This is a genomic window from Nonomuraea africana (genome assembly GCF_014873535.1).
Classification (GTDB): Bacteria; Actinomycetota; Actinomycetes; order Streptosporangiales; family Streptosporangiaceae; genus Nonomuraea; species Nonomuraea africana.
On sequence record NZ_JADBEF010000001.1, the window covers coordinates 7,627,588 to 7,650,627 of the forward strand.

Genomic DNA, 23,040 nt, shown 5'->3' on the forward strand with positions numbered 1-23,040 from the left:
GGGCGCTCCTTTCAGGCGGCCAGCTCGGGGTTGCCGTTGGCGGGCAGCTCGTGGCCGAGTCCGCTGGCGGCGACCTGAGCCCAGGAGGGGGTGAGGTCGGCGAAGGTGTGGGCGGCGCGTTCGGCGGCTTCGGTGGAGACGTAGCCGGAGCGGGCCCGGTACCAGCGGCCGTCCGCGCCGGTGATCACGGCGACGCCGGGCATCTCGGGGGCGATGGAGCGGGCGGCGACCAGGGCGTCGGGGTCGAGATCGCCGAGGGTCATCACCGCGGTTTCGGGGTCGTTGACGCGGTGGCAGACGCGTCCGCCGATCTGGGCGCGCAGCGCGGTGACTCCGGGGCCGAGGTCGGAGCCGATGCGCTGTCCGGACAGGAGAAGGTGGATGCCGAAGGCGCGGCCGAGTTGGGCGATGCGCAGCAGGGCGGTTGCCGTACGGGTGACCTGGTCTTTTTCGGCCTTGTCTGCGGTCAGGAAGAGTTCGGCCAGCTCGTCGATCAGGATGACGACCGGGATGGGGCGCAGGGTGTCGGGGAGCTGCCAGATGTCGCGTACGCCGTGCCGGCGGCAGGCCAGCATCCGCGAGCCCATGACGGTGATGAGGTCGGCCAGCAGGTCGAGGCACTGTTCGCGGGTGGTGGCCAGTGCGGACAGCCGGGGTCCGTAGACCGACAGTTCGACTCCGCCTTTGAGGTCGAAGCCGACCATGGCGACGGGTTGCGGGGACAGTCCGACGATGAGGGCGTTGAGCAGGTTCGACTTGCCGGATTGGGTGGCACCTACGTTGATCCAGTGTGGGATGAGCCGGAAGTCCATTCGCCAGGCGGCGCCGGTCTCCAGTACACCGACGATGGGCCGCAGCAGATCGTCGGCGGACCAGCCACCTGACGGCTCGGTCGGGGGTACGGCCGGCGCGACGTGGGTCAGCGGGTCCTGGGTGATGCCTTGCAGGGTGACGCGGCCAGGCCGGGAGCCGACGACGCGGACCGCCTCGATACGCCAGGCGTGTGCGAGCCGTTCGCAGACCTTGGCGTAGTCGTCGGGGACCTGGCCGTCGAGGAGGTGGAAGGTGATGCGGAAGCCGTTCGGGGTCGGCTTCGGCAGGCCCATCCATGGCTTGGTGTCGACCGCGACCCGCTGGAAGCGGCGCTTGACGCGGACGACGCCGGTTGAGGCGACCAGGCCGGGGATGGTGGTGAACCACCAGCGCTGCCGCTTCTTGATGAGCCCGCACCCGGAGGCGACGTGCCGCCAGGACCAGCGCAGCCACACGGCCTTGCGGGGGAAGACGAACAGGTACCAGTAGGAGACCGGCGCCCAGCGCCGCCAAAGGATCAAGACAAGCAGTGCGGCGAGGGCCTTGACGGCGGGATGGTGAATGTCGATGTCGATCATTGGCCCGCCGCCGTTCTTCCGGCACCGGCCGGGATGAACGTCTGCGCCCGGTAGGAGATGCCCCACCGGCCGCCGGTCTCCCAGACGTAGCCGAGCAGGCCCACGGGGACGACTTCGTCACCGACGTTGATCTGTGGTTCGGGGGTTGTGCTGACCTTGACGAGTTCCATGCGGCTGGACTCGTCCTCGAACAGCAGCGTCAGTTCGTACATGACGTTGCCGTCCTTGTCGCGCTTGATCTCGCCGGTGTCCTTGCTGACCAGGCGGGGCTTGGGGGCTTTGACGCAGGTGATCTGGAGCTTGGTGACGTCGACGGGGATGGGGATGGCTCGCATGATCTTTCCTTCGATCGGGGGACGCTTAGAAGACATGGAACGCTTGGAATTCTAAGTTGTCAAGGAGTTCTTTGACCGCTTGGTTGCGGTGTGCTCAACTTGGGGTGGACGAGGAGGGCGCAGATGGTGGAGAAGTCGGGCCGACCGGCCTATTTGCAGATCGTCGACGACCTGAGCGAGCAGATCCGCCGGGGAACGTTGGCGCCTGGAGAAGCGCTCCCCTCCATCGCCCAGCTCGGCGAGCGCTACGACGTCTCGGCCAGCGTGATCAAGTCAGCCGTCAGCGTGCTTCGCACCCAAGGCTTGGTCGTCGGCCAGCAAGGCAAGGGCGTGTTCGTCAGCGAAGCCCAACCCGCGGCCGGCCCCGCCGAGGACATCGATGGCGAGGTCCTGGCCCAGTTGGCGGACATGCGCCGCACCCTCAGGGAATTGGGGGATCGGCTTGCGGCTCTTGAGTCGACGGTGTTCCCAAAGCCGAAGCGATCTCGCTGACTCGACAGGTCAGCTCCTCCAGTTCCGCCCTGATCTCTGCCAGTTCCCCGATGATGCGGTACCGGTTCGTCTCCATCGCCATCTCCTTGTGTTTCGCTCTTTCGGAGTGGCTTAAGTTCACCGTGACCTGGGGATTTCCGGTATCACGCGGATCTAGTTAAGCTTCTTCAGTTCGGCTCAACGGCATTTACACGTCTGTTTTCACATGCACGACCCGCACACCGCGCACCACCCCCCAGTGTGAAGGCGAAGGTATGCAATGAAGACGACCCAGCGAACCGGCTGGACCCCTTCCCGCCTGCGCGAACACCGCGAGGCACACGGACTTACCCTCGAAGCCGCAGGCGAGCGGCTACGTGAGGCCGCGGCCGGGCACGGCTTGACCGTCCCGGCGGCCAACTTCCAAACCCTGTGGGGACACGAGCAGGGAACGGTGTTTCCCGGCCCGCACTACCGACGCGCTTACTGCCTGCTTTACCAGGCCAGCGAACCTGAACTAGGTTTTCGTCCAGCTTTGCCCGGTGAATCACAGAAAGCGGAAATTGTGATTTCTGAATTGCCTCCACCGGCCGACCCTGCCGCGGACAATGCCGCCGCCCACGTCATCGAGGAAGCGTTCACCAGGGTCTCCATCGGCGGCATCGAGCCGGGCGACTCACCACAAGCTCTCCTGCGCAACCGTGTGGTCGACGCCTGGCGCCGGCGACACGGTGGAGGCAGCCCCAAGCCGATCCTCGTCCTGGTCGGCGGATACGCCGGATCAGGCAAGACCGAGTTCTCCCGCTTCCTGTCGGACATCACCGGGTGGGCATTCCTGGACAAGGACTCCCTCACGCGGTGCATCGTCGAACGGCTCCTGATCTCGCTCGGCGGCGACCCCAACGACCGGCACACCGATCTGTACCTCAAGGAGGTCCGCCCACTGGAGTACCGGTGCCTGATGGAGACCGCCTGGGACAACCTCAACATCGGCACCTCCACCATCCTCTCGGCGCCGTTCATCGCGGAGCTGAAGGACGAGGCGTGGTTCACCCGCCTGGAGAACAGGTGCGCGGCCAAGGGCATCGACGTCGCGGCGATCTGGGTGCGGTGCGATCCCGAGTCCATGCGCGAGTACATCGAGTTCCGCGGCGCCGCCCGTGACGCATGGAAGCTGGACAACTGGGACCAGTACGCCGAAGGGCTGGCCGTCGACGCCAGCCCACCAACCGCGCACATCACCGTCGACAACCGGCTCGGCGCCGCCATCAGCCTCGCTGACCAGACCCGCGAAGCACTCAAGCGGATCCTCGCGTGAGCCTGCAAGGCGTCGTCCTGTACGGCCCACCCGCCAGCGGCAAGGACACCGTCACCGCCGCCCTGAATCGCCTCGACCCACGGTTCGCCCTGCTGCCCAAGCTCAAGGTCGGCACCGGACGAGCCGCAGGGTACGAGTTCGTCACGAGCGAGCACCTCGACAAGCTCCGCAGCGAAGGCCGATTGCTCGTCGAGACGCGTCGCTACGGCAACGTCTACGCCATCGACTGCCAAGCGATCGAGACACGGCACGCCGCCGGCTACGTGCCGATCGTTCACATGGGCAACATCCCAGATCTCCGCCGGCTCCTCGCCCGAGTTCCCGACTCTTGGCTTCGCGTCCTGCTGTGGGTGCAGCGCGAGGTGACCGAGCAGCGTTCGCAAGCACGCGGGGACACCGACACGACCAAGCGCCTGGCCGCGTGGGACGAGACCGTTGAAGACCTCGGAGCGAACGCCGACGCGGGCTTCTTTCATCTGCGTCTCCACACTGACCAGCTCAGCCCGGACGCGGCGGCGAAGGAAATCACGAGCGCGTACGACCGTCTGCGGACCGCCGGATGTCCTCACGAGGAGGGTTCCCACCCCTGAGCCGCGCCGCGACGTCATCCGGGATCAGATCGAGCCGCCACCAGGTACCGCAATCCCCGCACCGCGCCCCGTCAGCGACGGGGCGCTGAAAGGTCCACTCGACGTTGAGGTGCTGGCAGCCGCGACCTGTTCCATAGCTCTCGACGCAGCGCTCTGGTGTCACGGAGGACTCGTCCACCGTGACGATGACCGGCGCGTCACCCCGCTCGCTGCCGCAGGCAGGACACGTGAACACTTGTGACATCGTCAGCTGCTCTTCGAGCTCCTGCTGCTGCTCGATGAGCAAGACCAACTCATGTGAAGACGTCGCGATCAACTGCCGCTTGAGACCCGCACACTCCTCCGACCGAGTCAGCTGCCGGTCAGGATCACGACAGGCCGAGAATCCTCCCCACTCACGCGCAACCGTGGCCCAACCGTCCACGTGAGGTCCACCGGTCGTCTCCGAGCTGATCCCTACGGTTGCCGCCACAGCGCCTCTCCCTCCTTGTCGAGACTCCCAGGCAAGGCCTCATGACGCCCGCCCATCGAGAATCGCCGCCCAGAGCCGCAGCACTTCGGCCGTGCGCAGCCACGAGGTCTCACGCACATTCACTGAGCCGTCCTCGCGCTCCAGGCGCCGCACGAACAGAACCCCCGCCGCGGCACACAGTTCATACACAGTGCTACGACAGCCGCAGGTGTGCTCCCGCACGCGGACCCGATCACATCGCGGAGTGCTCTCGTACCAGGCAACGGATTCGCAGTCCGGGCGCCTCGGCGCCGGGTGGGTGCCGTGATACGGCGCGAGCTCCACGTCTTGCCTGAGCATGACTTCTCCCTGCCGCTCATTGGGCTGCTATGACGAGGGCCGCCTCGACACAGCCGAGGGCGGCACATCATGCAGGAAGACTAACTCGCCTGTACACCCCTGCCTATGCCATGGCATGCCATGAGCTGCCTGATAGTGCCTGAACAGGGCTTCCTATGGTTAGAACTGTGATCGACTTCGAGCCGGATCGCCCCAGGTGGGAGCAGATATACGACGTGCTTCGAGCACGGATCGTGGACGGCACCTACCCGCCCAAGCATCTGCTATCCGAAGTCCAACTCATGCAGGAGTTCGGGGTCGCACGCGGCACCATCCGCAAGGCCATGCAGCGACTCCGCGACGAGAACCTGATCTACACCGTGCCGAACCTGGGAAGCTTCGTGGGTCAACGGAAGCTTCCAGAGGCCGACGACGCCGAGTAGCACATGTCTAGTCCCATGAGATGCCTGACGTTTCCGTCCCAGGACATGGACGACAGGTGATCTAGGAAACATGGCCGACCTTGCGGGGCCGGTGTGCTTTGACGTTGCGGACCGGTAGGTCGGTGGTGCGGTGCACGGTGCGCGGGCCTTCGTCCAGGTCGATGGTCAGCGTGCTGTCGCTGACATGGACGGTGACGACCTGGCCGGCGTACAGACGGCCGAGGGAGACGGTCTGCCGAGTGACCATGATCACGCCGAAGGAGTTGGCGCGGCGCTGCACCGTGATCGGCGACCGTTCCGGCACCGGTGGCGGGCCGGCGGGGCGGGCACCACGCAGCTGCAGGCACTTGGCCCAGATCAGCGGATTCGGGCGGGTGCGCAGCAGCTGGCGGGTATCCGGGTCGAGGAACATCAGCGTGTTCTCCTCGATCCTGATCGTGACCCGGCGCCCGCCCAGGATCTCGGCGGCCAGCAGGTAGCGGCCGGCCAGGCTGACCGAACCGTACTTGTTCACCGTCCGCTCCACCTCCACCACCGCGTCGTTCTCGGCCTGCGGCAGCGGCGACGGCCCGGCCGGGCGGCCACCATCGGCGAACAGGCGGGCCAGGTCGTTGGTCGACAGGTGCGAGCGCAGGCTCTTCAGCCGCACCCCGCCGACCAGCAGATGGATCACATTCACATCCGCCCAGAAGGTGATCACCTGACCGGCACGGGCCGGGCCGAGCCAGAACTGCTTGCCCGCCACGCCCAAGTTGCCGCTGGCCGGCACCACCCGGTCGAACTCGATCGGCCCACCTGACCACGACGCCGTCGGTGCCATCGGCCGCCTGGCCCCGTGCGTGCCCTCGTTGCTGCTCTTCCGACGCTCCGACGCCGCAGAGGCGACATCGGTGACTGTCTGATCCGCGGCAGGCGCCAGATCCGGTTGCGCGGCCAGGATCGTCGGCAGGCGCAGCGGCAGCAGCTCTCGCTCGGCCTCGCTCACGGGCGTGAACCGGTCGGCCGGGACCGCCATGTCCAGGCTCTGATGCGGCCGGGCGGTGTTGTAATGCTCCACCCACGCGTCCAGCTCGGCCTGGAACGCGGACAGATCCTCGAACGGGCCGGCATCCTCTAGCAGCTCGCGGCGCATGCTCTGATGGAAACGCTCCACCTTGCCGGTCGTCGTCGGCGAACGTGGCTGGGTCAGCCGATGGACGATCCCGTTATCCCGGCAGATCCGGTCGAACAGCACCTCACCGCCATGGCCGAACCGCGCGGTGAACTGCTTGCCGTTGTCCGTCAGCACCTCACCCGGCGCCCCGAACGCCCGCAAAGCCTCGGTGAAGGCCAGGCAGACCGCCCGGCCGGTGGCCCGCACCACCGCCTTGGCGATCACGCAATACCGCGAGTGGTCATCGACGCCGGTCACCACCTTGACCTCACGGCCATCGGCCAGAAACACGCTGCCGACGATGTCCAGCTGCCATAACTCCATCGGCGCCTCACGCTGCCAGCGGCGAAAGACACGCTTGCGGCGCCCCGCCCCCGGTTCGATCAGCCCATGACGCACCAGCGCCCGATACACCCCCATCCGCGACGGCGCCGGGTCCACACCCCTGCGCCCGGCTTCATGCGCCAACCGGACCGGACCCCACCGCGGATGCTGGCGCCGCAACTCACACACCAACACCTCCACCTCCGCGCTCATCTGCGACGGAGACGAATGCGGCCGCCGCGAGCGATCCACCAGCCCGCCCAGACCTGACTCCCGATAGCGCGACACCCAACCCGACAACGTCTGCCGCGCCACCCCCACTTCGCGCGCGACTTCGGTCACTGATGCACCGGCCAGCACTGCCAGCACGGCGCGATACCGCTGCTCGACAACGGACATGTCCACCAGGGCCAATCCCGGCCTCCTGACGCGCGACGCCGCAATGACGCACGACAGACTGGCCGAAAACAGCACCTGTCACCGATGTCTTGGGACTGACGTGTCAAGCATGTCCCGGGACAGGACAACGCCGAGTAGCACAGCTCGATGAGAACTTTCTGTTCTATCTCAAGGGCAGGTCGCCTACGGCGTCCTGCCACGCGTCGACGGTCGCTGGCCGCGCTGCGGCTCTTCGGCCGGTCGCGGCCCGCGCCGCCCACGCTGACCGATTATGGCCACTAGCCAGAACCGGTTCAGATAGGCGCTCACGTTCAACGTGGCGGCTCGCGGATACGAGCAATTGGCCTTATGCAAGATCTAAAGACCTATTTACGGGGACCTCATTTTGGACAACCAGTTCAAGAGCCTGAGGCGATGCAACTCGCTCCAACTGTAACGATCCAAAATATCTGACAAAATATCAATTGCGAGAGGTTCATCCATCTTTGCGAGCTTCTTAGATAGGACAATAAGCTCATCAACATCACTTCTTCGCTCTATAATCATTTCGGAAATGATCGAAGCGGCCCGGGCTGGATCGAGTTTCATCAGATAATCAGATGCATGATCGCGGTACATAATGTTGAGTTGTCGACTCATGGAAAGCTCGGCAAATGTATCAACAGCGCGAAGCGGGTCAAACTCGATTATCTTCTTAGATAGAAGTGCGCGATCCAGGAAGGTGATTCTCGGGTTCTTTAGAACTACCGATAGAACCTCCACTGCTGAGGAGATGTCGAGTGAAGCCAAATTCTCTGCAGCAAGAATTGTCGTTGAGAGATTACGTCCGCTCGCCATCTTTAGAAGAGTTTCAGCCACTGAATCGCGAACACCTTTGCCCAAATCGATACCGTCGCGAATGAGCTCCGAAATCCCAGCTGCCGAACTATAGTTGGCAGAAAGATGTAGCATTAGATCGCGCAGCCCCGGTGGTCGACAATCCTCCTCGAACCAGGCTGCAATAAGAAATCGATCATACGAGGTGAGATATGAGGGCGAATAGCGACCGTCTTTGTGAGACAGTCGACGGAACTCCTCTTCGCTGAATTTCGTATTCGAGGCAGCATACTTTGCGGCGAGAAACTCGCCAAGGGTCTGATGAACAAAACTGAGATCATCACCGTTAATTACCGCCAACCCCGTACGGCGCAAAACCTGTACTATGAGCGCCTCCCATCTGCTTGTTGGCATATCTTTGGGGCGCAGACAGGCAACGCTGGCTCTGATTTCCCCGAACGAATGAGAGGCGCGTTCATGCTGCTGATGTAGGGCCACATGCCCCAGGGCCTCCAAGATCTTTCCTGGCAAATCATTGATCGCAGTAATCGACTGGGCGCCGTAGCGCCGAAGCTGGTCATTTAACTGATCGCTAATTCCTGTCGAAGAGCAATCATAAAATCTATCTTTCAGCAGCTCATAGAAACGCTGGTACGCGGAAAACCGGCCTCTGGGGAGAGGGTATGCGGGGTCCGCTGCGTGGAGTTGACACAGGATGGTGGCCATTAGCGGGTTTCTGACTAGCTCGCGCAGCCGACCACGATTCACCTGCTCCATGAACGCTGCGACAGCTAACGTTGGATCAGATATACGAGCTGCTTCCATCCATCCTCTAACAAACCGGGGCAGCTCACTCAAGTCAAGAGGAAGTAGTTCGTACCTTCCTGCTGGGCCACTCTTTCTCTTCGTTCGACCTACTGAGATGTCTTCATCAAGGATCGCTAATTCAGATTCCGGTAGAGGCCTGCTCCCAATTATGAATCGATAGATCCCGTCCTTGTTAGCGTTAAGGGCCCGAAGTACTCGAAGGCGCTCATCGATATCTGATATCTCATCAAGGCCGTCTATCAGGATCAGCCATCGCGCCCCCACCTGAGGCAGGCTGCGAAAGAATCCCACAGATGGAGGGGCATAGTTATGACCTCTAAGCTGAACTTGAACCGCATTTACGATCTGTTGCGCAAATGAGCCTGGCTGTGTAAGAGTGTGCGCTGGGACGTATACAGGAAAGAGTGGCCTTTTTGTTGGTTGATCATTGTCTCTTGATGTATGGATAACGCCCGGATGGGTCGGTAATTTCGGCTTTGGTGGAGCTTGCGGTAGGCCCTCTTCGAGGAGCTGGTCCGCCAGGGTTATTATAATCATCCGGAGAAGGCTAGATTTCCCTGCACCCGGCCCACCTAGGAGCCATGTAATAGGGACGTCGCCCTTAATAATATCCTCGGCTGGCCGCCTATCCCAGCCGCCACTCGAGCGATCGGGATCCTGGTCGGAGCTCTCAACCCGTCGCAGCTCCGCTTGCTGTCGCACATAGACTTGAGACAATGGAGGAAGCGCGGCGCCCGGAAGAACCGCAGGGTACGGATGCTCGACTGCAATGACGCGGGTCGCATTTAGGAAATCAATTAGCTCCTCGGGCAGATTGTTTCTTCTCTTGGGCGCTCGGTCGGCGGCAGCGTACGCTGATTGCTTTTTGGCGGCCTCCCAGAGCCCCTTAAACTCGCTCTCTTTTCGGACCCACCAAAACTTGCTCTCTGGACCACTGGAGGATGTCCTTCGAAGCAACTCTCTTGTGAATATCCATAGGTCGGCAAATTCATCTGGAACTAATCCCCGCGCCATCCATCCGGACACGGTTTGCGGACTCAGCTTCGGCCCGTTTCCCCCGTCGTAAATCTCCTCAAGGAGCTTCTTCCGGCTATACCGACCTGGCCGTTTGGCTAGTTCCTCCAATCGGACAAGCTCTCGATGGAGTGAATGACGTTCGCTCGCCTCGCTCACCTGACCTCATTCATCCGATCCATCCGGGTGCTCATGTCGCAGACCATGGGATGACCTGCTGAAACACAGCTGAGATCTGACCTGTACGACTCTCGTGGACCTCCGGCACGCTCTGCCCTTGACTGGGATTTCATCAGCAACGCCTTGGGATTGGAAGGGCTCGGATGGACCCGGTAGTTCTGGCCGCTGCGGCAGCTGTCGGCATGGTCTTGATCGTTGCAGCTGCAGCGGTTGTGATCGTTTGGCTTACAGTTAGCCGCACGAGTTCGGCTGACCTTCCCGCAGTACTCAACGGTGTAGCCATCGTGATCCGTGCGATCCTCGGCAAGAAGTAAGGAAGCTGCGGCACAGGGGAACGTGATAGTGGTCGGTGCTACTGTGATCTTCGGCGAAGATGGTAGAAGTGCTGATATCCGCAGCGACCGCGGGCGGACATGAGCCCACGTGAGCGCTTGTGACCGTGAACATCGGCGAACCGACCTCACCTCCCGCAAACGGTGAGCCGCTCGTATGCATAGGCCAAGACCTCTACCAGTATCTGGAGTCTTCACTCTCCTCATGCGAGGGCCGGCGATCTGAGGCTGAGCTTCCGTTCTGCACCGTAGTACGGCCGTCAGCGATATCTGAGAGGGGGGTTTCCCCCTTGCATGCAGGTGGTCTGTCGGGACGGAGTGACGGCAACGTCGAGCACCGAGCCCGTACGGAGAGCACTCGCGGCGACCGCACGGCACCTGGTCGAACCGAATCGCGACTTCTGAAAGGCGGACGGTCTGACTGCCGCACGGCTTCCGGTGCTAACGACGGTAGGGCGGTCACGTCCCGTTTGACAGTAACCACGTGGGATGCCTACTTCCGGTGAAGATTTCGGCTGGCGATCAGCGCAGGCAAGCTCTTGAATTGCAGTACTCCTGCCCATGTAGGGCTTTCGCTCATGTCGAATCGAGGATATTCAACTCTTCCTCTATCCTTTTTGATTCTTCGGTATAACCCAGCTCTGCAAGGCAGGCGGCGAGATGAGATAAGGATCGAGCAAGATCTGGAAGGTAGCGGATGGGATAACGCTCGACAAGATCGCGATATATGTCGCTAGCCTCTTGGATAACCGGCAAGGCTTCGGTTGGACGGTTAAGGCGCGATAAGGTCGCGCCGAGGTTGGACAGAGCGTCGGCGAAGTCGGCCCGGTTACCTTCCGAATAGGTAGTAGGGAGCTCGCGGAGTATTATGACAGCTTCTTCGATTGCTTCAAGAGCCTCAGGCAGGCAGTTCGTGCTAGATAGCGTTGCAGAGAGGTTGGACAGCGCGATCGCAAGGTCGGAGCGGTGTCTATCCGGATATGTGACAGCCTGAGCTCGACGAATACGAACGGCCTCCTTCTCGGCGGCGAGGGCGTCCGAAATTCTCCCCAAGCGCCACAAGCAAGAACCGAGGCTGGCAAGGCATCCAGCGAAATAATGGTTATAGCGGTCGGGATAGCGCTCGACGAGCTCGCGATAGAGTGCAGTAGCTTCTTGGGCTGCAGTCAGGGCTTCCGGGGTTTGCCTTACTTTCTCGAAGCCCATACTAAGGTTAGCCAGGGCGCGAGCTAGTTCAGGACGATATCGGTCCGGGTAGTCCTCGGCCATATCCCGGTAGATGCTGACGGCCTCTTCAAGCACTAGGCGACCTTCGGTATGGCGCCCCATAGCCGAGAAACAGGCGCCAAGATTCGACAGAGACTCGGCTAAGTCGGAACGGTGAATATTTGGCCTGCTCTCCACCAGGGTCCGAAAGATGCTTACAGCTAATTCAATTGCATCGAGAGCATCGGCGTGGTGGCCTAGTTCTGAATACTGAACGCCAAGATGAGATAAGGCATTAGCGAGAGGTGCATAGTATCGGGCGGGCTGATGTTCGACTAGTTCGATATAAATGTTAGCGGCCAACTTGGCTGCAGTTAGAGCATCAGCCGAGCGTCCTAGTTGTGAGAGACATGTTCCTAGACTGCCCACCGATCGAGCAAGATCGGCACGATAGAGAGCAGGGTTCTCGTCGGCAAGATTGCGATAGTAGGTAACGGCTTCTTGATGTGCAGTCAGAGCATCAGTAGGGCGCCCCAAAGCCGTTAGGTGCATTCCGACCAAGCTTAACCACCGGGCACGCTCTTCAGCTTCTGAATCATTCGGAATGCTATCTAAAATGCGTTGCGCAAGGAGGAGATGTGTATTAGCCAGAATCACCGACTCGGAGGGTAGCACCTCATACAGCGCCACTAGCGTCTCCCGGGGTGCGGCGACAGAGCCTGCCTCCGCAGCGACCGCGGGCAACAACTGCTGCAGTATTTCCGCCGCCGGATCGAGCTCTTGGGCCGCCCGCGCCAACATTACCAACGCCCGCCGACCCTGCTCACTATCCAGGTCTTCCAGACAGGCGCTCAATAGTGCAGGGCTCCTGCACAACTGGTAGGTGACGTGGAACTCCGCCAGACGGTCTGGGTGCAATCGACCAAGCCACCCTCGACCATCATCTGGTGGATACAACTCCCGTAGCCAGTCCGCCACCCGTACTGACGCCGTCGCATCTGGAACACGCCCCACCACATCACACGCCTGTTCCCGATCTCTGGCCCCCAGCAGTGTGCCCGCTGCTACCGTCTGCTCGACCATCAGCGGACTCATCCCATACGCGCCCGCCAAAAACCCACGAGCCTGGGCCGTTTGCAACCAATACCGCCGTTCATGGCCCAACAGTTCCATCAGCACGTCCGCTACCCGCACCGTCACCGGCCGAGAATGCTCAGCACTGGTGGACCGCAATACCGCCGCCAACGCCGCAGCATGCAGATCCAAGATTCGCTGTGGCCCTTCCCCGAGCTCGACATCCACCCACTCGGGTGCCGCCACCCCCAACGCCGCAGCAAAATGCGGCACCGCCTCCAGCACGAGCTGATGATCAGCGGCGCTCTCCCTGACCGCTTCGGCCAGTACCAGCCCGTCACCAGCCGCAGCCACCATCTGCCGCACACGTGCTGCTTGCGCGCCCAATTGCTGCCACCACTCGCCGGCGCTACGAGCTAGCAGCAGCACCCGCACCTGCCTGTCCGTGTCAGAGACCACGTCTAGCAGCAACGCCGCCAAATCAGTGCGAGTCTCGGCATAGTCAACCACCAGAAGCACCCGATCCTCACTGACTGAGCGCCACCGCGAGAGCGCCTCCGTTTCAGCGTCGTCGCGGATTCCTAGAAAACCCCACGAGGGCCCCAAGCGCACTGCCAGCTCCAGTGCCAACCGAGACTTGCCCACTCCTCCCGGGCCCACCAACAGCCTCAACCGTTCCGTATCCGGATCACAGCACCAGGTCAGCAGTTCCGACAATTCTCGCTCTCGGCCGGCGAAAGGCACCACTGCTCGCAGTGGATGCAGCAAAGATGCAGGCCCTACCGGCGGTATTTCCGCCGTTCCCTCTAGTGCTTCCACCGCATCTCGACGGTCGCGCATGTACTCCCATAGCGTTGGAGCAAAGGCCGTCCCTACTCCGCCGACACCCGCCCAGATCACCGTCGCCCACGGCTTGCTGTCGGCCACCGCAGCGATTCCCGCCGCCAGTCCCGCCACCGTAAACGCCGTCAGCATCCGCCATAGAAGACCCACATTCCGTGTGTAAGGCACTCTGAGTGGCCGGCGAAGGCTGCGTTATCCAATCGCAAGGAACCAGGTGTTGCCGTAGCGAGTCTCCAGCCGGGCCGACCACCGTGGGAAGCGGAAGAGCATGCTGCCGCACGGCTTCCCTTCTTCGGGCCTGGCGGATGCCTGCAGTTCGCATCGAAGTAGTCAACGCCTTGACGATCGCTCACTTCGCTACTCGCCGACCGTGGTTGGGGCGATCGACGCCGAGGCCCTCCTTCGTCGGGTCTCGGCACCGGGTGGCCATGGCTGGGGTGACAGCAACGCTGACGGCAACGTCCCCCACCAGTAGCGCACACCCGCCATCGGCGAGCACCCTGTGTCCGCAGCTCATCGAGAAGCAGTAGGGCGATTGCTACACCTGAAAAGCGGAAGGTCGGTAGTTCGACCATCGTCCCCGGGATTGCTAACCCGCCTGCGGTCTGTGACCGTCTGGATCACTCGACGCCTCCTCCGGCCAGGTTTTGAATAGAGGTAGCGAACTGCTACAACGCCCTGAGGAGACGATCTCGATTGGCCGGACGTCCTAAGTGGTGGACACGACTGTTCAGACAGGCCGGCCCCATGCAGCGGCCGCGGCAGATCCTTGACCTCGGATTCCCTGAGGAGCTCGGCAAAGGGTTGCTGCACGACGGATTCCGTGTCGCGGCCATCGAGGCGGCCCCTGATGATCAGGAACGCTGTCGGCTGTCCTACGAATACCTCCGCAAAGTCCTCAAGCATGGCGGCCGGATGGCCGAGGAGACCGGTGACCACGAGCTGGCCGACCTGCTGAGGAAGCGCTACGAGTGGGTGACCAACCAGATTCTGCTGGCGGTCAGTGACCTCGAAGCAGACCTTCGGGAGCGCCGGTACGAGCTGGACTGACGCGTCAGCGATTAAACGCAGAGATCTTGCTAACAGTGTTGCTAACAACAACTCTGGACGCCGGTGTACGAACGTGTAAGCCGATCAAGCGAGGAGGGCTGCTGAGCAGGCGTTCATGACAGTGGTGGACACCCGTGGACGATCTCGAACTGGCTACGGATCAGAAGGTTAGGGGGCAGAGTCCTCTCGGCCGCGCCACAGCTCAAGGGACACTCCCCAGCGGGGTGTTTCGTGCACCACGGAGGTCACCCCCGAGGCGCCGGATCCACTCACCCCTGTTCTCTCGATCACCTTCTGGACGCTCGGCCATCATGACATTCAGCTCGCTGTTCACGGAGCTTGCTGCCGGTGAGCGCTGAGAGAATCGGGGGTGTGGCGGGAGATGTGTTCGGTTTTCATGTGCCTCGTGTGTGCAGGATCCGCAGCGCGCGCGATACGGCGGATTGGATTCCGCAGGCCTCCGAGGCATTTCGCACCAACGGTGAGGATGTGGTCACCGCGGTTGAGCGGCTGCGTGAGGGAGCACTGGCACTTCCCTCCGTGGTCGCGGCGGCCGGGGCGATGGTCGTGCTGGGCGAGCCGGGCGCCGGCAAGACCTCGGTGTTGACACACCTAACCAACATGCTGCCCCGCGTCATGGACGCCTGGGACGGGGACACCGACGCGTGCCTGTGGGTTGCGGGCGGGGACCTGACCGAGAACTCTTACCAGGAGGAGCTGGGTTGCCATCTCAGCTCCCTACCTTCGGAGGAAGACGCCGCCGGGGATACCGGAGTGTTGACGGTGGTCCTGGACCAAGTAGACGAGAGCCCGGTCTTCCTGCCGTACTTGCCGAGGTGGTTGAAGAGGTCGCTGCGCGGCAGGGACACCAGTCGGGTTCGTTTTCTCCTGGCCTGCCGCACGGCCGACTATCCGGCGACGATGACCTCTGTGCTTACTGAGGCGTTCGGGACGTGTCGATGCGTTGACATCGCCCCGTTGAGCCGCGAGGAGGCCGTGGCGTTGGCCGACAGCGCCGACGTGCCGGGCGAGGAACTCGTGGCGGCGGCCGAGGCCGCCGGAGCCGCCGTGATGGCGAGCATTCCGATGACCTTGGAACTGTTGGTCCTGACCTATCGGGTCGATGGTCGGCTGCATGGCAAGCCGGAGGAGCTGTTCGCGAGCGGCGTGGCACGGCTTGCTGAGGATCCCGATCCTCGTCGACTCAGCAGGAGTGTGATCACTACCGCCCAACAGCGTCTGACGGTAGCGGGACGCATCGCTGCCTGGATGCTGCTGTCCGGCCATCGGACCGTGTGGCGAGGCCCCGCTTTCGAGGCGGGCGCCTTCGACTTGCCAGGTGACGCACTGGCGGGCGGTTCTGAGCGGACCGCCGCAGGTCCGTACGAGGTCACGTTTCAGGCGTTGCAGGAAACCCTCGCGACGGCGCTGTTCACGAGGCCTGATGACAGCAGGGTGGCGTTTCGACATTCGTCCGTGGCCGCCTACCTGGCGGCGCGGTATCTCACTGATCGGGAAACCACGCAGCGGCAGTTGGAGAATCTCTTTCTCGTCGGCGCACCCGATGGCGGCACCGCGAGCATCCCGGTGCCGCTGCGCGAGACCGCCGCCTGGCTGGTGGCCATGAACCCCACTGCCACTGACTGGCTGGCCGCCGCTGACCCCGAGAGCCTTGCCGTGCACAGCGCACTGGTGCGCTCCGACGAGGTCCGCTGGCTGACCGTAAACAGGCTCCTGGAACGCGCCTTGCAGGTCGAGCTCAGTGACGCACGCTGGCAGCTCTCCCACTGGGACCTGCGCCATCCGCTGCTGGCGGACCAGCTTGCCGAGGTGCTGGAGACAGCCCCGAGTGAAGGTCCGGCGGACTGGGAGACCACAGCGCAGATCCGTTTGGCCATTCGACTAGCCCAGGAGGCCGGGACAGCTCACCCTAGACTGGCAGACGGCCTCCTGCGGCTGGTCGAGAACGAGGCTTGGCACCAGACGGAGCGCCGCTTGGCGGCGAGCGCGGCGTTCACCTGTGACGCCGACCGTTCCGTGCCCGTCCTCAAGAGAATTCTCGCGTTACTGGACGGGCCTTCCTACGCCGCGCAGACAGACCCCGAACATGATCTGCGGGGCACCGTGCTGAGCCTGCTGTGGCCTGGCCATTTGGACGTGGCGACGATGTTGGCCGCGCTCCGCCCACCCACCCCGCATACGTACAACATGTACGCCCACTTCCTGAGGAACATGCCCAGTCAGTGTGCGGACGAGCATCTGCCGGATCTCCTCACGTGGGTTCAGGAGACCGTCCTAGGAATGGGGTCTCTCGAAAGCGGCTTCTACTTCTCGCCCGAGCGCGTTGAGACCGCTTTGATCGATCCCGTGATCGACCGTGTGCTCGGCAGCCAGGATGCGGCGCAGTTCCTGGAAACCCTGGCGAAGATCATCCTTGGCCTCTATCGCGAGAATCACAAAGTCGACCTTCCCGACTGCCTGCAACCCGACGAACAGGGGCAGGAATCGCCGAAGGTTCAGTCGCTGCGCAGGCTCCTGGCCCAGGCGCTTATCGGCGAGGCCGTTCACGCCCAAATCCACCCTCGCGAGGCCGCATGGCGGATCGTGCACGACTGGCAACCCAGCTCGTCGTTGCGGTTGGCCGCGTCCTCGGCGCCCGAGCAGTCCATCCGCTACCAGCTGGTGGACGGGGCTGACTTTGCGTGGGCTTTGGAGCGGACGACCCGGGCAGCCGCGTCCGGGGACGACGCGCTTGTCGCGGCGTATGGTGAGCTGGCCGCCTATCTGTTCCCGCGCGATGACCGCGAGGCGTTCGAGCTGGCTTATGAGGAGGCGCATCCCTCCTGGCCGTATCTGTGTTCTTTCTACGAAGCGATAGCTCTCGACAGCCCGTTGGCACAGGCGCTGCGCCGAAGCCATCGCGCTGAGAACAATCTGTGGCCGCAGGCGGCGGAGTTCATCGCCGAACAGGCTCGGCTTCTCGCCCAGGCCAGAGAGGGGGACAACGACAGTCTGTGGCGGTTTTTGTGGCGCCTGCGCGTGGACCCCCGAACGGGCCGGCAGGAGGACTTGTCCGGCGCCATCCTCACGTGGCCAGGAGCCGGCGCCCTCGACGATGAACTTTCGGACCTGTCCGAACTCGCACTGCGCTACCTCGTCGTCGAACACGACCACGCCGATTCCTGGCTCCAGAGCTCCCTACACGACAAGCGCTCCTGGGCCGGATACGCCCTCTTGACTGAGCTGCACGGGGCCAACCGCCTCACTGAGCTGCCCCCGGCGGTCTGGTGCTCGTGGACCGCAGCGATCCTCACCGAGATCCTTGGCATGTCAACCAGCTACATGGAAGCCGCTCGGAGAGACCTGCTGCGTCAGGCCGCCGTGCACGCACCTGAATGCCTGGCCCGACGCATCACCCAACTTGTCCTGGCCGCACTCGCGCAAGCCCGGCAGCCCACAGTGCTCAACATCGTCGACCCGCGCTGGGCGCCGGAACTGGGCACGGCTATGGAACGCCTCGCCACCGAACTCTCCGCCTGCCTCGGAATTGTGCCAAGGCAGGTGGACGGCCCCGGGCTCCGCATTCCGGCAGGTGAAGATAGTCCATTAAACCTACCCGACAGCGACGAGGCACATGAGGCCGCCCTGCACACCTGGTACAGCCTTCTCCGCTCGCTCTTGGCCGCTGGCAGCACGACTACGAACGACATCATCGACGCCGCCCTCGATGGGCACCTAAACACGCCGGTCACTGTCCAGACCGCCGTTTTGGCCGCCCAAGCCCTGCTGATCACGGACGCCGGAGTGAATTGGCCCCGCATCAAAGCGTTCACCGCAACCGACGCGGAACTGGCACGCCGGCTAGCCGAGGCATGCGCCCACACCGAGACCACCAAGCTCATCCAGGATGCCCTCAGTGAGGCTGAGCTGGTGGATGTGTACCTGTGGCTCAGCGACTTGTACGTCCCGGAAGAAGACAGAACCCTTCTCGGAGCGCACGTGGTGAGCGCAGACGAGCAGGTGCGCAAGTGGCGTGACGACCTGCTTCTGGAGCTGAGTCAACGAGCCACCGCTGAGGCCGTCCACCAGCTGCGGCAGCTCACGAGCCGATATCCCAACCGGCTCGCCGTGGCTGCAGCACTCATCTCAGCAACGAAGCAACATGCCGCTGCGAGCTGGAGCCAAGTGCGCGCGGATGACGTGATAAGGGTCTTGCAGGACCCCGCGCGGCGCGTCATCCGCACGAGCACCGATCTCCTAGAGGTTGTTCAGGAGGTGCTGGAAGAGATCGGTGAGGCGCTCCCCTCGCACTGTGAGCTGCTGTGGGACCGGACGCCAGGCAAGCGCTCTCGGAGGAGAACTGCAGCGGCCACGGTCGACGAGGCCATCCCCGACGTCTGGCGTCCCAAACCCGAAGCGGCACTGTGCGCTTACCTCACGCACGAGCTGAGCCTAAGGCTCGCAGGTCACCGTGTCGCGGTGAACCGAGAAGTGCTGATTCACCCCACAGATCCATACGGCACTGGTGACCGTACCGACATTCTCATCGACGCGCTGTTCCCGCCCAGCGACCACCTCGGCACCGCCTCGGGTGGGCCCATAAAACTCGTCATCGAAGTCAAGGGCGCTTGGAATCCCGAGGTTATGACGGCGCAGGACGAGCAGTTGGTGGCTAGATACCTGCCCGAGGCGAGAACTGACGCGGGCATCTACCTCGTCGGGTGGTATCCGATCGAACTTTGGGACGCCCCGGAGGACGGCCGTAGGAGGCGGGCGAAGAAGCTAGTGCCCAATACGCTGCTGGCCGATCTGCAAAGACAAGCGGCGCACCTGTCCCAAGCGGGCTCAGTCCACGTTCGACCCATAGTGATCATCGTTCCGCGACCGCATAGGCAAGAGGTGGCTACGACACCGTCCTGACCAGGCGTTCGCCGGCTGCGAGGCGTGCGGAGTCCCGTATCAGTCCCCCGCCGAGTGAGCAGCCGCAAGACCTGCGCGACAGAACTACAAGCTCACCCGAGGATGAAAAGGGCTAATGATCAAAAAGCATGTGCCGTGGCAATAAGCAGCGACAAAGCTTGAACTATGTCAGGCACAACATGGTCTGGGGGCGTTTACGGGGAAGAGTTGGGCGTCGCGATTGATCCACACTGTCTTGAGTCCGGCTGCTCGCCCGCCGGTCACATCCTTGACCAGGTTGTCCCCGACCATCCAGCCGCCACCACTCAGCCGCATGCCGCACCACTTCGCAGCGATCTCGAATAGGCCTACATCCGGCTTGCGAATGCCTTCGGCGTCCGAGAGTGCCCAGCAGTCCACGACGTCGGCCAGCCCCGTGCATTGGATCTTGCCGAGTTGGTTGTCCGCCGTGCCGTTGGTGACGATCCCCACCCGCCACCCCGCGGACCGAAGCCGTGAGAGCCCGTCCAGGACTTCTTGGCGGCATTGGACAAGGTAAGGCATCCGTCGCCGGTAGTCGGCCCACAGGTCCACGGCCGACGCAGCCAGCCTGAAGTGGTCCTGTACCGCGGCGAAGAACGCCCTCTGAGGCGGTGAGGTTCGGCCGGCAAATCGTCAGACGGCGCCTACCGCTCCGGTGGTGCTGTACAGCAGCCGAATACAGCAACGCCGCCTCACCCGATCAGACGCCAGCAGTCTCCTACTGCCACTTGAGCAGGGAGAGGAGCCCTCTACGTTGTGACCGGCTCCCGTTTGCAAGGAGGCAGTCATGCCGGGTTTCGGTCCTGAGTCTGTGAGTGCGGGATATATACGGGATGACCTCGCATCCGATATGAGATATGCGGGGCGTTCACGCAGTTCACACTACGTGAGCCAGCCGTACGACCGCCGCTCTCGTTGAGATCCTGTCGGAAACTCCTGCGGACGATCAGCACCAGCAGCCACCCTTTACCGGGGCCTCCCAATCTCGACCACGACCCGGAACTAGGCGACGTCTGAGTCGACATGTGGTCCACCGAGCTCCGCAGCTACCTCGTGCACAGCGAGCCACTGCCGCCCAAATTCAGCGAGACCGAGCGGCAGATGCGCCGCCATCATCACGAGCATCCTGACACCGAGAGGAACAGCTCCTGATCATGCTGCCAGTTGTCAACTGGGACGCCGTCGCTACGGCAGCCGTGGCCGCCATCATCTTCAACCTGGCGCTGGACTACGTCGCCAAGCCCCGCCTGGAAGCCCGCAAGGAGGAGATCCTCGACGCGCACCGATCGCGCCGCGAACTGCTGGCCTCCGCCGTTCGCATCGCCCACGCGGCGGCGTTCGTCTCCGCAGCGGTACCCAGCAGCGCGGAGCCCGCGGTACGCGGCAACGTGTACGTCGAGCAGGACAGACAGTACGACCGGCTCCAGGCCGAGGTGCAGCAGCTAGCTGACGACGCGGGTCGGCACGCTGGCACCTTCCTGGGCCCCCTCCTCAACCTCGTCGTCGGCTACGTGAGCGCCTTGCAGGGGCTGCTAATGTCCGCGCGGCCACGCACCGAGCAGGCGGCGGATATCCAGAAACTCGCCGGAGCTATGGCCGTCGCGTTGTCGTCGCCCCGCCGCTGGCAGATCTGGAAGATCGTTGTGAAAGGACAGGCCATGGCGGAGGTGCGGCGCCTTGTCGCTGAGCACACCGGCGCAGCCTCCTGATCTATGAGCAAGGTGATTGGCTCCGTCTGAAGAGCGGCTTGCCATACTGCTGCCGTGCGGGAGGTTCGACGCGGCAACTACGCCCGTTTCAATTCAACACCGCATTTTGGACGTGACCTCTGGCGAAATTGGTTGCCTGAGCGCCGCTCAGGCAACCAATGAGCTGTCAGGCTAAGCCAGAAGTGCAACCAACTCCAGGGCTCCTGTAGCCAACATGTTGCCGAGGGCCCGCCAACCACCTGCGAATTCAGGATGTCGCTAGTTCAGCAACTCCGCCTCGCACAGCCTGCTCGTTCCCTACCGCGTCACATGGTTGTGCAGCTGCGCCGGCCCTCGACCGTGGTTTTCACAAGGTCTGTGATGATCACTGACTTCGGGCTTTGTCATACGCGTGAAATGATCGCTGCCAATGCTCGATAGCTGATTGAGAGAGCTTGCTGGTGTGGAAATCGAGTGCAGGCGCCAGCGTGCTTCGACAGGTAAGCCTCACTCCATCACCCCCTGGGATCCGTTCGACGCCCTCCGGTCGGCACCTCGGAACAGAGGCGCAAATCCCGATTCTAGTGCATTTGGAGCTCGAAGGACTTGAGCAAAGACCTTGAAAAGAGCCACCCTGTCACGGGATGGACTGCGCCTGAGCGTTATCGCTAATCCGATAAGCGCTACGACGTAGCGTCCAATGATCGCTGCACTTCCAGCCAACAGTACCGTGATAAGGTCGCTAAAAGTCATGGCAGGAACTCCCGCGGTCCGCCAGGGTGCCCCAGGTCTATACGCCGAACGATGATTCTTGGACGTTTATCCGCCCATCCAATCTCATGGCTGAGTGGTCGAAACGTTACGCTCCCTAAATCGTCTGGTGCTGTACCGTTGATTCCTTTAGAGGAATCGCACCTCGCCAAGAGACGGGACTTTTGAAGTTTGGTGGCGAGCTGAGACAGGGATGAGCCACAGCACCACTCGACGACGATGTCAGAATGGGCGTGATCGTAGAGGTTAGCCCCACCGTGAGTAACGCCAACCGCGTTGAGCAGCATCGCCCGCCGCATTAAGCTGCTGAGCATGCGGTCTCGTTCTTTGCGCTGATGATCCAGGCCGGAGCCCCAGAAGCGCAGTGTGTCCTCCTCGACATCGGTCAGCCGGCCCGGACTCGTTTTCCACAGTATGCGGGACTTTGGTTCCAGCCTGTAAACCGACGCGGGATCCTCGTGGCCTGATACCACCACGTGAACCGAGGCGCCCGTGACGATATCGGCTAGCCGCCAGAGTTGCCGCCCCACCCGACGAAGGCGTACGCCTGGACATCCCCATACACCGCCATAATCCGCATCATAGATTGGAAGAATGGAGGCGACCAGACGAGCGGTGAGGGCATGGGCAGGAACGAGCACAAGATTGTCTTCGTCTGGCCTTATCGCGCTAAGCCCGAGCACCTTGCCTTTCAGTCCATCGTCGTCACGGAAGGCATCGCAGAGCGCGTACAGTACCTGTGTCTCTAGCCATTGCTGAGCACGAGCTCGCGCCTCTGGGATCGGACGCTCACGCGTGATGACGCCTCTTCGGGCGAGTGGAAGGCACACAGCCTGATACGGAAGACCGGTCGCCAAGTGGAAGATCTTGGCTGTGCGCTTGAGCTGAGGACTATGAGACACGCAGGCTCCTCATGCTGCCCGGCTCAGCACTACAGGTCTGCGAGTGAATCAGCTGCAAGGCTGGAATACCGCGGGTGACTTCGATGAGCCCCTCATCCCATTTTGGGTCCGCCGGGCACCCAAAGAGATCGACGTCCGCGTACGTCTGATTGCCAAATACTAGGCTATCGATGTCCGGCGT

General features: G+C 62.7%; 15 protein-coding genes. 7 read left to right on the forward strand and 8 right to left on the reverse strand.

Going from position 1 to position 23,040, the window contains the following annotated elements:
* Window positions 1-11: 11 nt before the first annotated feature.
* Together H4W81_RS36380 and H4W81_RS36385 are read right to left on the reverse strand one after the other, a co-directional pair.
* On the reverse strand, window positions 12-1,391 hold the full coding sequence (locus tag H4W81_RS36380; protein ID WP_192778938.1) for an FtsK/SpoIIIE domain-containing protein: 1,380 nt from the start codon (window positions 1,389-1,391) through the stop codon (window positions 12-14).
* Complete coding sequence (locus H4W81_RS36385) at window positions 1,388-1,726, reverse strand: SCO3933 family regulatory protein (protein WP_192778939.1); 339 nt, start codon at window positions 1,724-1,726, stop codon at window positions 1,388-1,390. Before H4W81_RS36385 ends, H4W81_RS36380 begins: the two co-directional genes overlap by 4 nt.
* A gap of 123 nt (window positions 1,727-1,849) precedes the next feature.
* On the opposite strand from H4W81_RS36385, the gene H4W81_RS36390 reads away from it, so the two are divergent.
* The 3 genes from H4W81_RS36390 to H4W81_RS36400 all read left to right on the forward strand — a co-directional run bounded on the left by H4W81_RS36390 (window position 1,850) and on the right by H4W81_RS36400 (window position 4,105).
* Window positions 1,850-2,218: a GntR family transcriptional regulator gene (locus H4W81_RS36390; RefSeq protein ID WP_192778940.1), complete on the forward strand. Its 369-nt coding sequence runs from the start codon at window positions 1,850-1,852 to the stop codon at window positions 2,216-2,218.
* Window positions 2,219-2,477: 259 nt separating this feature from the next.
* Window positions 2,478-3,515, forward strand: coding sequence for a P-loop nucleotide/nucleoside kinase family protein (locus tag H4W81_RS36395; protein ID WP_192778941.1), 1,038 nt, complete (start codon window positions 2,478-2,480; stop codon window positions 3,513-3,515).
* Window positions 3,512-4,105 (forward strand): nucleoside/nucleotide kinase family protein, encoded by a 594-nt coding sequence (locus H4W81_RS36400; RefSeq protein WP_192778942.1) that lies wholly within the window; start codon window positions 3,512-3,514, stop codon window positions 4,103-4,105. The genes H4W81_RS36395 and H4W81_RS36400 overlap by 4 nt, the downstream gene beginning before the upstream one ends.
* A 511-nt stretch (window positions 4,106-4,616) precedes the next feature.
* Here the strand turns inward: H4W81_RS36400 and H4W81_RS47990 are convergent.
* A complete protein-coding gene (locus H4W81_RS47990) occupies window positions 4,617-4,916 on the reverse strand; it encodes a hypothetical protein (RefSeq protein WP_225958961.1) in 300 nt (99 codons plus the stop codon).
* A gap of 167 nt (window positions 4,917-5,083) precedes the next feature.
* Here H4W81_RS47990 and H4W81_RS36405 point away from each other — a divergent pair, with 167 nt between their 5' ends.
* Window positions 5,084-5,338, forward strand: a complete 255-nt coding sequence (locus tag H4W81_RS36405; protein ID WP_192778943.1) for a GntR family transcriptional regulator — start codon at window positions 5,084-5,086, stop codon at window positions 5,336-5,338.
* 61 nt (window positions 5,339-5,399) lie between these two features.
* On the opposite strand, the gene H4W81_RS36410 is transcribed toward H4W81_RS36405, so the two are convergent.
* The 3 genes from H4W81_RS36410 to H4W81_RS36420 form a co-directional block, all read right to left on the reverse strand.
* Complete coding sequence (locus H4W81_RS36410; RefSeq protein ID WP_420538761.1) at window positions 5,400-7,214, reverse strand: IS481 family transposase; 1,815 nt, start codon at window positions 7,212-7,214, stop codon at window positions 5,400-5,402.
* A gap of 369 nt (window positions 7,215-7,583) precedes the next feature.
* Complete coding sequence (locus tag H4W81_RS36415) at window positions 7,584-8,855, reverse strand: NACHT domain-containing protein (RefSeq protein WP_192778945.1); 1,272 nt, start codon at window positions 8,853-8,855, stop codon at window positions 7,584-7,586.
* A gap of 2,105 nt (window positions 8,856-10,960) precedes the next feature.
* On the reverse strand, window positions 10,961-13,639 hold the full coding sequence (locus H4W81_RS36420; RefSeq protein WP_192778946.1) for a tetratricopeptide repeat protein: 2,679 nt from the start codon (window positions 13,637-13,639) through the stop codon (window positions 10,961-10,963).
* A 615-nt stretch (window positions 13,640-14,254) separates the two neighbouring features.
* Here H4W81_RS36420 and H4W81_RS36425 point away from each other — a divergent pair.
* Together H4W81_RS36425 and H4W81_RS36430 are read left to right on the forward strand one after the other, a co-directional pair.
* Window positions 14,255-14,557 (forward strand): hypothetical protein, encoded by a 303-nt coding sequence (locus H4W81_RS36425; protein WP_192778947.1) that lies wholly within the window; start codon window positions 14,255-14,257, stop codon window positions 14,555-14,557.
* A gap of 372 nt (window positions 14,558-14,929) precedes the next feature.
* Window positions 14,930-19,477: a hypothetical protein gene (locus H4W81_RS36430; protein ID WP_192778948.1), complete on the forward strand. Its 4,548-nt coding sequence runs from the start codon at window positions 14,930-14,932 to the stop codon at window positions 19,475-19,477.
* Window positions 19,478-19,645: 168 nt separating this feature from the next.
* Here H4W81_RS36430 and H4W81_RS36435 read toward each other — a convergent pair whose 3' ends face one another.
* Window positions 19,646-20,020, reverse strand: a complete 375-nt coding sequence (locus H4W81_RS36435; RefSeq protein ID WP_475717189.1) for an HAD-IA family hydrolase — start codon at window positions 20,018-20,020, stop codon at window positions 19,646-19,648.
* 632 nt (window positions 20,021-20,652) lie between these two features.
* Here H4W81_RS36435 and H4W81_RS36440 point away from each other — a divergent pair.
* Window positions 20,653-21,207, forward strand: a complete 555-nt coding sequence (locus tag H4W81_RS36440; protein WP_192778949.1) for a hypothetical protein — start codon at window positions 20,653-20,655, stop codon at window positions 21,205-21,207.
* A 728-nt stretch (window positions 21,208-21,935) separates the two neighbouring features.
* Here H4W81_RS36440 and H4W81_RS36445 read toward each other — a convergent pair.
* Window positions 21,936-22,859, reverse strand: coding sequence for a hypothetical protein (locus tag H4W81_RS36445; RefSeq protein ID WP_192778950.1), 924 nt, complete (start codon window positions 22,857-22,859; stop codon window positions 21,936-21,938).
* Between the last annotated feature and the right edge of the window lie 181 nt (window positions 22,860-23,040).

What these genes read in the sequence shown, in the direction of transcription:
- H4W81_RS36380 (WP_192778938.1), bottom strand. Translation starts at nt 1,391, where the DNA reads ATGATCGACATCGACATTCACCATCCCGCCGTCAAGGCCCTCGCCGCA.
- H4W81_RS36385 (WP_192778939.1), bottom strand. Translation starts at nt 1,726, where the DNA reads ATGCGAGCCATCCCCATCCCCGTCGACGTCACCAAGCTCCAGATCACC.
- H4W81_RS36390 (WP_192778940.1), top strand. Translation starts at nt 1,850, where the DNA reads ATGGTGGAGAAGTCGGGCCGACCGGCCTATTTGCAGATCGTCGACGAC.
- H4W81_RS36395 (WP_192778941.1), top strand. Translation starts at nt 2,478, where the DNA reads ATGAAGACGACCCAGCGAACCGGCTGGACCCCTTCCCGCCTGCGCGAA.
- H4W81_RS47990 (WP_225958961.1), bottom strand. Translation starts at nt 4,916, where the DNA reads ATGCTCAGGCAAGACGTGGAGCTCGCGCCGTATCACGGCACCCACCCG.
- H4W81_RS36410 (WP_420538761.1), bottom strand. Translation starts at nt 7,214, where the DNA reads ATGTCCGTTGTCGAGCAGCGGTATCGCGCCGTGCTGGCAGTGCTGGCC.
- H4W81_RS36415 (WP_192778945.1), bottom strand. Translation starts at nt 8,855, where the DNA reads ATGGAAGCAGCTCGTATATCTGATCCAACGTTAGCTGTCGCAGCGTTC.
- H4W81_RS36420 (WP_192778946.1), bottom strand. Translation starts at nt 13,639, where the DNA reads ATGCTGACGGCGTTTACGGTGGCGGGACTGGCGGCGGGAATCGCTGCG.
- H4W81_RS36425 (WP_192778947.1), top strand. Translation starts at nt 14,255, where the DNA reads ATGCAGCGGCCGCGGCAGATCCTTGACCTCGGATTCCCTGAGGAGCTC.
- H4W81_RS36435 (WP_475717189.1), bottom strand. Translation starts at nt 20,020, where the DNA reads ATGCCTTACCTTGTCCAATGCCGCCAAGAAGTCCTGGACGGGCTCTCA.
- H4W81_RS36440 (WP_192778949.1), top strand. Translation starts at nt 20,653, where the DNA reads ATGCTGCCAGTTGTCAACTGGGACGCCGTCGCTACGGCAGCCGTGGCC.